At 72.3% G+C, this 12,741-nt stretch carries 1 protein-coding gene; it reads left to right on the top strand.

Features of this window, described 5'->3' with window-relative positions:
• The first annotated feature begins 60 nt into the window (after positions 1-60).
• Positions 61-12,189 (top strand): non-ribosomal peptide synthetase, encoded by a 12,129-nt coding sequence (locus ACWPQI_RS16835; RefSeq protein WP_474738399.1) that lies wholly within the window; start codon positions 61-63, stop codon positions 12,187-12,189.
• Positions 12,190-12,741: the final 552 nt, after the last annotated feature.

The raw sequence follows: 12,741 nt of genomic DNA, 5'->3' as shown, positions 1-12,741 counted from the left end.
AGGCGGGAGTCGGGGGTGCGGCGCCGGGAACCAGGCCGTTCGCGTAGCCGGGCCGCGCGCGTGGCACCGCTGCCGACTCTGCTGACGTCTGCGGTGGAACAGCGCGGCGACCACCCGGCGGTGGTGTGCGCCGCCGGGGGCGGCTCCCTGTCGTACCGGGAACTGGACGAGACGTCGTCGCGGTGGGCACGGTGGCTGATCGGTCGCGGCGTCGGGCCGGGGGATGCGGTCGCGGTGGCGATACCTCGTTCCCTGGAGTCGGTGCTCGCGCTGTGGGCGGTGGCGAAGTCGGGGGCGACGTTCGTCCCCGTCGATCCGCGCTACCCGTTCGAGCGGGTGGAGTTCATGCTGGCCGACTCCGGCGCGGCCCTGTGCCTGACGGTGAACGACTTCTCCGCCGCCGTGCCCGCCGGGGTCGAACAGGTGCGGCTCGACGACGCGGCGACGGCCGGGCAGGTCCGACAGTTGCCCGGGCATCCGATCTCGTACGCTGACCGGACACGCGCGCTCGAGGGCCTCGACATCGCGTGGATGATCTACACGTCCGGCTCCACGGGCCGCCCCAAGGGGGTGGCGGTCACGCACGCCGGCATCGCCGGCGTGATCTCCGCCGAGCGCGGGCACTACGAGGTCGATGCGGACGCGCGGGTGCTGCACGTGTGCTCGCCGAGCTTCGACGTCTCCCTGCTCGAGTTGCTGACCGGATTCTCCGCGGGTGCGACGGTCGTGGTGGCCCCGGCATCGGTGGGCGGCGGCGCCGACCTGGCCGACGTCCTGGCTGCCGCTGCGGTGACGCACGTGTTCATCACCCCGGCGGCGCTGAGCTCGGTGGATCCCGCGGGGCTGACGGACCTGCGGGTCGTGGTGGCAGCCGGGGAGGCGTTCGGACCGGAACTGGTGAACCGCTGGTCGGCTCCCGGCCGGCGGTTCTTCAACGCGTACGGGCCTACGGAGGCGACGATCCTGGCCACCAGCAGCGCGCCGCTGGTGACCGGCGAGCCGATCACGATCGGCACCCCGATCCCGGGTGTGGGAGCGTACGTCCTCGACGGCCGGTTGCGGCCGGTGCCGCCAGGGGTGGTCGGTGAGCTGTATCTGGCCGGCGCTCAGGTCGCGCGCGGCTACCACCGTCGACCGGGGCTGACGGCGGAGCGGTTCGTGGCCGATCCGTTCGGGTCGGATCCGGGAACCCGGATGTACCGGACGGGGGACCTGGTCCGCCGCGCGGCCGACGGTCCGATCGAGTACCTCGGGCGCAGCGATTTCCAGGTCAAGATCCGCGGGTTCCGGGTGGAACTGGGAGAGATCGACGCCGCGCTGACGGCGCGGCCCGACATCGAGTTCGCGGCGACCCTCGGGAAGGTGCTGCCGTCCGGGGAGGCGGCACTGGTCTCGTACGTGCTGCCGGCGGCCGGAACCCGGCTGGAGGTGCCGGCGGTGCTCGCCGGGCTGGCCGAGACGTTGCCCGCCCACATGGTGCCTGCCCTGGTGACGGTGCTCGACGCGGTGCCGCTCACGCCGGTGGGCAAGCTCGATCGGGCGGCGCTGCCCGAACCGGTGTTCGCCCAACGGGAATACCGGGCGCCGCGCACCCCGGTCGAGGAGACCGTCGCGTCGGTGTTCGCCGAGGTGCTCGGCCGCGAGCGCGTCGGACTGGACGATTCCTTCCTCGAGCTGGGTGGGAATTCCCTGCTGGCGACCCGGTTGGTGGCGCGCCTGGGCGCCGCCCTGGAGACCCGGGTGCCGGTGCCGGTGGTGTTCGCGGCGCCGACCGTGGCCGCGTTGGCGGCGCACCTGGAGTCGGGTAGCCTTGCGGCCCAGTCGGTTCCGTTGACGCCGCGGGAGCGTCCGGACCACGTGCCGCTGTCGTTCGCGCAGCAGCGGATGTGGTTCCTCAATCGGTTCGATCCGACCTCCGCGGCCGACAACATCCCGGTGGCGATCCGGCTGACGGGCCGACTCGACGTCGGTGCCCTGCGAGAGTCCGTGTACGACATCGCAAGCCGGCACGAGGTCCTGCGGACCCGGTATCCGGAGCGGGACGGGCTGCCGTACCAGGCGATCGTTCCCGTCGCCGGGTACACGCCCGACTGGGTGTCGGAGTCGGTGCGGCCGACGGATCTGGCGGACCGGATCGCCGACGCGGTGGCCACCGGTTTCGACGTGACCGCCGAAGTGCCGTTCCGGGTGCGGCTGTTCCGCGTCGCGGACGACGAGCACGTGCTCGTGTTCGTGGCACACCACATCAGCGCCGACGGTTGGTCGATGGCGCCGCTGACCCGAGATCTGATGACCGCGTATGCCGCGCGTGCCGCCGGCGGGGAACCCGGATGGGAGCCGCTGCCGCTGCAGTACGCGGACTTCGCGCTGTGGCAGCGCGAGGCGCTCGGATCGGAGGGGGACGCCGGCAGTCCACTCGCGGCGCAGGCGCGGTACTGGCAGCGGGTCCTCGCGGATCTGCCCGAGGAGTTGCACCTGCCGACCGACCGCGCCCGCCCCCCGGTGCAGTCCTTCGCCGGCGGCCGGATCGCCTTCGCCATCGATGCTCCGACGCATCGGCGGGCCGCGGAACTGGCGCGGCAGAACGGGTCGACCCTGTTCATGGTCCTGCACACCGCACTCGCGGTGTTCCTCGCCCGGATGTCGTCGTCGCACGACATCGCCGTGGGTACCGCGGTCGCCGGCCGCGGTGACGCCGCGCTGGACGAGATGGTCGGCATGTTCGTCAACACCCTGGTGTTGCGGACCCGGATCGATCCCGGTTCCGGGTTCGCGGACCACCTCGCACGAGTCCGCGACAGCGACCTCGAGGCGTTCGCCCACGCGGAGATCCCCTTCGAGCGGGTGGTGGAACTGCTCGCGCCGGAGCGTTCGACCGCGCGGCACCCGCTGTTCCAGGTGGCCCTCGCACTCGAGAACCTGCCCCCGGCGGGGCTCGAGCTGCCGGGCCTGAGCCTGGCGGCGGTGCCGTTCGAGGTGACCACCGCGAAGTTCGACCTGTCGCTGACCCTGCGCGAGCACACGGACCTCGACGGGGAACCGGCGGGAATGTCGGCGGAGCTCGTCTTCGCCCGGGATCTGTTCGACGACGAGACGGTGGCCGGATTCGCGCGACGGTTCGTGCGGTTGCTGGCCGGCGCCGTGGCGGAGCCGGCCGTGCCGGTCGGCGACCTCGCGCTCCTCACCGGCGACGAGGCCGCCCGGCTCACGCGGGTCCCGGACGCCGCGCCGGGCGGTGCCCGCACGCTTGCCGAGATCCTGACGGCGGCGGTCTCTCGCAACCCCGAGGCGCCGGCCGTCCGGTACCGGGACCGGACGATCACCTACCGCGAACTCGACGAGTCGTCGTCGCGGCTCGCGCGGGAGCTGGCCGCACGCGGCATCGGCCCCGACGACGTCGTGGCCCTGGCGTTCCCGCGTTCGTACGAGATGGTGCTCGGGGTGTGGGCGGTCGCGAAGGCCGGCGCCGCGCACCTTCCGGTGGACCCGTCCTATCCGGTGGACCGGGTCCGGTACATGCTCGCCGATTCCGGTGCGGCGGTGTGCCTCACCTCCACCGAATACGCCTCCGCGCTGCCCGGATCCGCGGTCCGGCTGGAACTGGACGATCCCGAGTTCGCGCGGGCCGTCGCGGCACGATCCGCCGCCGGGGTGCCCGAGCGCGTACGGCCGCTGTCGGCGCAGCACGCGGCATACGTCATCTACACGTCGGGGTCGACCGGGCAGCCCAAGGGAGTGGTGGTCACCCACGCCGGCCTCGACCCGCTCCTCGAGACCGCCGTGACCCTGTACGGCGTGACGTCGCGGGCGCGCTTCCTGCACGTGTGCTCGCCGAGTTTCGACCCGTCGGTGCTCGAATGGATGGTCGCGTTCTCCCAGGGTGCGACGCTGGTCGTGGTGCCGTCCACGATCGTCGGCGGGCCGGAACTGGCGGAACTGATCCGGGCCGAACGGGTCAGCCACACCATCATCACCCCGGCCGTCCTCGGGACGGTCGATCCGTCGGGCCTCGAGAGCCTCGAGGCCGTATCGGTCGGCGGGGACGTGACCTCGCCGCACCTGCTGGCACGGTGGGCGCCGGGGCGGAAGTACTTCAACGGCTACGGGCCGACCGAGACGACGATCATCTCCTCGTTCGCGCGGCTGCAGCCCGGGCGTCCGGTGACCGTCGGCCGGCCCGTCCCGGGAGTGTCCGCACTGGTGCTCGACTCCCGGCTGCGGCCGGTGCCGACCGGCGTCGTGGGCGAGCTGTACCTGGCCGGGACTGCTCTCGCTCGGGGATACCACCGGCGCAGCGGCCTGTCGGCCGCGCGGTTCGTGGCGAATCCGTTCGGGACGCCGGGCACCCGGATGTACCGAACCGGTGACCTGGTGCGATGGCGCGGCACCGGTGCGGTCGCCGAGCTGGAATACCTCGGGCGCGGCGACTCCCAGGTCAAGCTGCGTGGATTCCGGGTCGAACTCGGCGAGATCGACGCCGCGCTCGAGCGGCATCCGTCGGTCGCGCAGGCGGCGACGGTGCTGCACCCCGATCCGCACGGCGGGGACAGGCTGGTCGGTTACGTCGTCGGCGCCGCCGGCGCCGTGCCCGACCCTGCACACCTGCGCGAGTTCCTCGCCGGGAAGCTGCCGCACCACATGGTGCCCGGCCGTGTCGTCGTGCTCGACGCCCTGCCCCTCACCGGCGGAGGCAAGCTGGACAAGCGGGCACTGCCGGTGCCGCAGCCCGAGTCGACCGAGTACTGCGCCCCGGCGACGGACGACGAGCAGGCGGTCGCAGACGTGTACGGCGCCGTGCTCGGGCTCGAGCGGGTCGGCCGCGCCGACGACTTCTTCGCGCTCGGCGGCAACTCGCTGCTCGCGATGCAGGTCGTCGCGCGGCTCGATGCCGCCCTCGGCGTCCGGGTGCCGGTGCGGACGTTGTTCGAGGCGCCCACGGTGTCGGCCCTGGCGGCGCGGATGGGGGACCCCATCGCCGTCCCGTCCCGGACGCCCCTGCGGCGCCGGCAGCGCCCCGAGCGGATTCCGCTGTCGCTCGCGCAGCGGCGGATGTGGTTCTTCAACCGGTTCGACCCGGACTCCGCCGCCTTCAACATCCCGCTCGTGCTGCGACTGACCGGCGAGCTGGACGTGCCCGCCCTGCAGGCGGCACTGCGCGACCTGCTCGCCCGGCACGAGGCGCTGCGCACCGTCTTCCCCGACTCCGATGCCGGACCGTTCCAGTTGATCGTGCCGGTCGAGGACGTACCGGTCGATCCGGCGCCGCAGGACGTGACCGAGGACGAGCTGCCCTCGCGGATCGCCGCACTCGTCTCCCGCGGCTTCGACGTCACCGCCGCGGTACCCGTCCGGGCGGCCCTGCTGCGCCTCACCGACCGGGACCACGTGCTGGTCGTCGTCGTCCACCACATCGCCGGCGACGGCGGATCCCGGGCCCCGATGGCCCGGGACCTGGCCACCGCGTACCTGGCCCGGAGAGCGGGCGACGAGCCGGCGTGGGAACCCCTGCCCGTCCAGTACGCCGACTACGCACTGTGGCAACAGGATGTGCTGGGATCCGAGGACGACCCCGACTCGCTGCTCTCGCGTCAGATGCACTACTGGACCACGGCGCTGGCGGGCCTGCCGGACCTGCTGGAGCTGCCGACCGACCGCCCGCGGCCCGCCGTGCAGACCGGACGCGGCGCGAGCGTCGACTTCACACTGGACGAGTCGTCGGCCGCCCGGCTCGATCGGCTCTCGCGGGACCACGGGGTGACGTTCTTCATGCTCGTGCACGCCGCGCTCGCGGTCCTGCTGGCCCGCCTGTCCGGTACCGACGACATCCCCGTCGGGGCACAGGTCGCCGGCCGCGGCGAGGAGGCACTGGACGATCTCGTGGGGATGTTCGGCAACACCCTCGTGCTGCGTACCCGGATCGACCCGGACGCCACCTTCGCCGAGATCCTCGCCGCCGTGCGAGAGGTCGACCTCGCCGCGTTCGGCAACCCCGACGTTCCGCTCGAACGTCTCGTGGAGGTCCTCGATCCCGTCCGGTCCACCGCGCATTCGGCGCTGTTCCAGGTGCTGCTCGTGGTGCACAACTTCGCCCGCTCCGAGATCGCACTGCCGGACCTGCAGATCGCGCCGGTCGGAACGCCCCCGGGCGGCGCCAAACTCGACCTCGAGCTCCACCTGACCGAGATGCGCGACGAGCAGGGTCGCCGCGAGGGGATAGCCGGGTCCGTCGTCTACGCCTGTGACCTGTTCGACGAGGGCACCGTGCGGACGTTCGCTGCGAGGCTCGTGTCGATCCTGGAGGTGGCGGCGGCCGATCCGGGCGTTGCGGTCGGCGGCATCGACCTGCGCACGGCGGAGGAACGCGCCCGGCTCGACGAGCTGAACCGGACGGCTGCGCCGCTCGGCGACCGGTCGGTCCTGGACGCGTTCACCCGGCAGGCGCGGCGCACCCCGGACGCGACGGCAGTCGTCTTCGAGGACACCGCGCTGACCTACGCGCAGTTCGCCTCCCGGGTGGACCGGCTCGCACGGCGTCTCGTCGCGTGCGGCGTCGGTCCCGAGCGCCTGGTCGGTGTCCACATGAGCCGATCGGTCGAGATGATGGTCGGCATCTATGCGGTGCTCCGGGCCGGTGGCGGGTACGTGCCGCTCGACCCGGAGCATCCCGCCGAGCGAACGGCGTACGTCCTCGACACCGCCGAGCCGGTGCTGGTACTGACCACGACGCACGACCGGGGCACGCTCCCCGGATCCGTCCCGGTGCTCGTGGTCGACGAATCGGACGTCGCACCGACGCCGGTCACCGAGTTCGCCGACCACGAGCGGCTGGCGCCGCCGCACGAGGCGCACATCGCCTACGTGCTCTACACCTCCGGGTCGACGGGCCGGCCCAAGGGGGTAGCCGTCACCCACGGCGCCGTCGTCAACCAGATGACCTGGATGCGCGAACGCTACGACTTCGGCGTCGGGGACACGGCTCTGCAGAAGACCCCTGTCACGTTCGACGCGTCGGTGTGGGAGCTGTTCTTCCCGTTGCAGGTCGGTGCACGCCTCGTGATCGCGGCACCGGGAGGCCATCGCGACCCGGACTACCTGGCCCGTCTCTCGCGGCAGTGGGCCGTCGGCATCCTCGAGTTCGTCCCGACGATGCTCGCCCTGTTCCTCGCGGATCCCGACCTCGAACTTCCGGCGACGCTCAGGTATCTGTCCGTCGGTGGCGAGGCGCTGCCCGCCGAGCTCGCGGCACGATTCGCGGAACGCTCGGATGCGCTGCTGGACAACACGTACGGTCCGACCGAGGCGACCGTCACCGCGACCGTGCTGCGGTGCGACGGACGTCGCGGCGATGCCGGCACCGTTCCGATCGGCCACCCGATCCGCAACACCACCGCCTACGTTCTCGACGGGCGGCTGAACCCGGTGCCGATCGGGGTGCCGGGGGAGCTGTATCTCGGTGGGGTGCAACTTGCCCGTGGCTACCACGGCCGACCGGATCTGTCCGCGGAACGGTTCGTCGCGCACCCCGGCGGGGCGCGGATGTACCGCACCGGCGACCGGGTCCGATGGTTGCCGGACGGAACCCTCGAATTCCTGGGCCGCAACGACTTCCAGGTGAAGGTGCGCGGCCTGCGAATCGAGCTGGGGGAGATCGAGGCGGCACTCCTGGCGCAGCCGGAGATCGCGCAGGCCGCCGTGACCGTCCACGACGGGACCCACGGTGCGCAGCTCACCGCGTACGTCGTGCCGGCGGACGGTGCCGCGGTCGACGGTGCCACCGTTCGTGCGGCCGTGGGACGCGTGCTGCCGCGGTACATGGTGCCCGACGTGGTGACCGTGCTCGGGACGCTCCCGCTCACCACCTCCGGGAAGGTGGATCGCCGAGCCCTGCCCGAACCCGTCCCGGCCGTCCGGGAGTTCCGCCCGCCCGCCACCGCGGTCGAAAGGACCGTCGCCTCGGTGATCGGGGAGGTGCTCGGCGCGGAGCGACTCGGTCTCGACGACGACTTCTTCGCGCTCGGCGGGAATTCGCTGATCGCCACGCGCGTCGTCGCCCGGCTCGGGGCGGCGCTGCACGCGTCGGTCCCCGTGCGCGTGATCTTCGAGGCGTCGACGATCGAGTCGCTGGCGGCAGCCGTGGAACGCCGCATCGGGTCCGGCGGCTCGCCCGCCCTGGCCGCCCGGCCGCGTCCGGAACGGATTCCGCTGTCGCCCGCCCAGCAGCGGATGTGGTTCCTCAGCCGGTTCGAGGCGACCGCCGCGGCCTACAACATTCCGATGGCAGTGCGGCTGACCGGGCGACTCGATCGGGCGGCGCTGCAGTCGGCGATCGCCGACGTCGTCGCCCGCCACGAGGTCCTCCGGACCTTCTACCCCGAGGTCGACGGGGTGCCGGTCCAGCAGATACTGCCCGCCGGCGCCGGTGCGCCCGCCCTGGACCCGACGGACGTCGACGAACCGGCACTCCGCGCCGCCGTCCGGTCGGCGGCGGCGACCCGGTTCGATGTCACCGGGTCCGTGCCGGTCCTCGTGCGGCTGTTCCGGTTGTCCCCGGCCGAACACGTCCTGCTCGTCGTGGTGCACCACATCGCAGCGGACGGATACTCCGTGGCGCCGCTCGTCCGTGATCTGGCCCACGCGTACAGCGCGCGCCAGGCGGGCCGCGAACCTGCGTGGCAGCCACTTCCCGTGCAGTACGCGGACTACACCCTGTGGCAGCGGGACCTGTTGGGCAGCGAAACCGACCCGGCGTCGCGTGTCTCCCGCCAGCTCGCCTTCTGGGCCGACGAACTGGCCGGTCTGCCCGACCAGTTGCCGGTGCCCACGACCCGGCCGCGGCCCCCGGTTCAGTCCTACCGGGGCGACCGGGTTCCCGTCACGATCGATGCGGACCTGCACGGCAGGGTGGCGGCACTCGCGGCGGCAACGAGGACGACGCCGTTCACCGTCGTGCACGCCGCCTTCGCGGTGCTGCTGGCCCGGCTGTCCGGCACCGAGGACGTCGCCGTGGGCACCCCGGTGGCCGGCCGAGGCGAGGCAGCCCTCGACGACCTGATCGGGATGTTCGTGAACACCCTCGTGTTCCGGACGCGGGTCGACCCGGCCGCCTCCTTCACTTCGCTGCTCGCGCAGGCCCGGGAGAAGAACCTCCAGGCCCTGGCCCACGCGGACGTCCCGTTCGAACAGCTCGTCGAGGCGCTGGCGCCGGCCCGGTCCATGGCGCGGCATCCGCTGTTCCAGGTGGGCCTGTCGTTCCAGAACCTCGGAGCGGTCGATTTCGAACTCCCCGGCCTGACGGCGGCCCGGGTCGACGTCACAGGGGAGATCGCCCAGTTCGACCTGCACCTGATCGTCGGTGACAGCTACGCGGCGGACGGGACGCCGGCGGGGATCGGCGGGCATCTGTCGTACGCCACCGATCTCTTCGACGGCCACGCGGCGGCGTCCGTCGCGGACCGGTTCGTCCGGATCCTGGGCGAACTGGTCTCGGCTCCCGACCGCGCGGTCGGCGACGCCGATCTCCTCGTCGACGGGGAACGACAGGCGCTGCTCGAGGCCGCGAACGACACCCGCGTCGACAGTCCGGGCGGCGACCGTGCGGGCGGCGACTGTGCGGTCGGCGACTGCTTGCCCGATCTGCTCCGGCGCCAGGTACGCGAACGCCCGGACGAGGTCGCGCTCGTCGGGGACGGGGTGCAGTTGACGTACGGTGAACTCGGCGACCGCGTCGCCCGGCTGGCCCGCGCGCTGGTGGCGGTGGGTGTCGGGCCGGAGGTCCGGGTCGGTCTGCTGATTCCCGGATCGGTGGAGCTCGTCGTCGCGATGTACGCGGTGTCCGCCGCCGGGGGCGCGTACGTTCCGCTCGATCCGTCGCTTCCGGCCGCACGGCTGGTGCGCATGGTCGCGGCGGCGCGGCCGGCGACGGTGCTCGTGTCCGCGGCATCCGCCGGCGTCGCGAGCGAGGTGGTGCCGGAGCCGGTCCGGGTTCTCGATGTCTCGAGGGTGGATCTGTCGCAGCACTCGGCGGCCCCGGTGACCGACGCGGACAGGACTGCGCCGCTGCATCCCGCGAACCTCGCCTACATCTTGTTCACGTCGGGATCGACGGGTGTGCCCAAGGGCGTGGCGGTGGACCACGGCGCGGTGGTCAACCAGTTGCGTTGGCTGCATGCGGAGTTCGAGTTCGGTCCGGGGGAGGTGACGGTACAGCGGACCGTGGCCACGTTCGACCTGTCGGTGTGGGAGTTCTGGGGCGCCACGACATGCGGCGGCCGGCTGGTGGTTGCCGATCCCGAGTCCCGCCGCGATCCGGACCGCCTGCTCGCGCTCGTCGAACGCGAAGCCGTCACGACGCTGTACCTGGTTCCCTCACTGCTGAGCGCCCTGATCTCTGGTGCAGGCGGAGAGCTGCCCACCTCGGTGCGACGGGTGCTCTCGATCGGGGAGACGCTCCCGGGGGCTGTCGCCGGGGCGTGCCGCCGGTCGAGCCGGGCGGAACTCGTCAATCTTTACGGACCCACCGAGGCGGCCGTGTCGGTCACGGCACACCGGGTCACGGCGGCGGACGCCGACCAGGTGCCGATCGGGTTGCCCGAGTGGAACACCCGCGTCTATGTACTCGACCGGCGCCTGCGCCCCGTGCCCACCGGAGTGACCGGTGAGCTCTATCTGGCGGGCCGGCAGCTCGCGCGGGGATACAGCGGAAGCCCCGGGGTGACCGCGGACCGGTTCGTTGCCGACCCCTTCGGGGCCGGGGGACGGCTGTACCGCACCGGCGATCTGGCCCGGTGGACCGCTGAGGGAGTCCTCGAGCACGTCGGGCGTGGCGACTCCCAGGTCAAGCTTCGCGGATTCCGGATCGAGCTCGGCGACATCGAGGCCGCGCTGCTGCGCCTGCCCATCGTGTCGGCCGCGGTCGCGACGGTGCATCAGGACGCGGCGACCGGCGCGCGGATCGTCGCGTATGTCGTTGCTGCACAGAACGAATCGGACTTCGATGCGACGTCCCTGCGCAGCGAGCTCGCGGACGAACTGCCGAACTACATGGTGCCGGCTTCGATCGTGCGCCTGGACCGGCTCCCCGTCGGGGCGACGGGCAAGGTCGATCGTGGCGCGCTGCCCGTGCCGATGCCCGCGCGGGCGTCCTACCGGGCTGCGGCGACGCCGGTCGAGCGCGCGGTTGCGCAGGTGTTCGCGGACGTCCTCGCCGCGGACCGGGTCGGATCCGACGACGACTTCTTCGTTCTCGGCGGGTCCTCCCTCGTGGCCGTGCGGGTGACCCGTGAGCTCACCCGCCGACTCGATCGTCCGATCCCGCTCGAATGGGTGTTCGCTCATCCGGCGGTGGCCGACCTGGCGGACCGGATCGAGCGGTCGGCGGACGAGGAGCTGGCGGCAAGCGGAGGCTCCGACTCGGCCCTGGCCGTGCTGCTGCCGCTGCGCGAGGGCGACGAGGGGCGCGATCCGGTGTTCTTCGTTCACCCGGTGATCGGGCTCGCCTGGAGTTTCGCGTCGCTCGCCCGGTACGTCGAGCCGGGCCGCCCGGTCTACGGATTGCAGTCCCCGGCACTGTCGGGCGAGTCGGATCTCCCCGATTCGATCGCGTCCTGGGCGGGCCGGTACGTCTCGGAGGTCCGGCGGGTCCACCCGGACGGTCCCTTCCATCTGGTGGGGTGGTCCCTCGGCGGAGTGATCGCGCACGAGATGGCGGTCCAGCTCCAGCGGGCCGGACTCGAGGTCGGTTCGCTCGTGCTCCTCGACTCCTCCCTGCCCGACGCCGTGCGCTCCTCGGTCGATCCGGTCTCGGTGGCGGCAGTGGCCCTGAATGCGAGCCACGGTGGCGGACCCGGTGGGGTCGAGGACGGTCTCGAGGTGCTCGCCGACGACATCGACCCGGATCTGTCGGCGTCCGTCCTGACGAGCATCGAGCGCTCGTTCGATGCGCTCGAGGGGCATGTTCCGGGCCGGTACGAGGGGCGCATGCTGTTCGTCGGCGCCGCGTCGCAGGCCGGGCCGGACGCGGACTCGGGCCGGGACTGGGCGCCCTACGTCGCGGACGAGGTGCATCGGCACGACCTTTCCGTCTCGCACTGGGAGATGACCGGGCCGAGGGCGTGTCCTCGTCTCGGACCGCTGTTGGCAGGCTGGACGTCGGACGGTTCCTGCCCGGAATGCGGGTGTGCCGCGCGCTGACTCGTAGGGGTGCGGCATTCCGCGGGCGTGGCCTGCGCGCGCCTGCTGTGTCCGAGGTCACGTCGGACGCCGAAAGTGAATTGTCCAATCGGTGGACGAACCGGGGACGGTGTCGGCACCCGGCCGGGTGGCGACCGAGGCTGCCGGATCGAATTGCCGGGTCGACACGGGCGTCTCCCGCCGTGCGTTCCGCGTCTCTGTTCCGAAACCACAGGTGACGGGTCTGCCCCGGCAGGGAGGCGGAGGCTTGCGGGCGCCGCTCACGCGTGGGGCGACTCCGGAACGGCGCTGCGGCGTGCGACGAATCGGGCATCCGCACGGGCCGCGCGGGCACGGCCGGGCGCTGTCCGGAATGCCGGTCTACCTGCCGGTAACTTAGTTACTGGACGTACGAACAGGTGGCACGGTTTGTTTTCGTGTGGAATGGTGACGAAGTGCTCTTGCGCCGGGAATCGTCGGGGTTCCGGTGCGCGAGACGACAGCGAAGCGGCGTCCGCCGGGGAGGGCGGATGTGGCGGCAGTTCGTGCTACCCCGGCGATGAGCGGACCCGG

The organism is Rhodococcus sp. LMD (genome assembly GCF_056108245.1).
The sequence above is the reverse complement of the archived record's forward strand: the minus strand, read 5'-3'. Positions and strand labels throughout refer to the sequence as shown.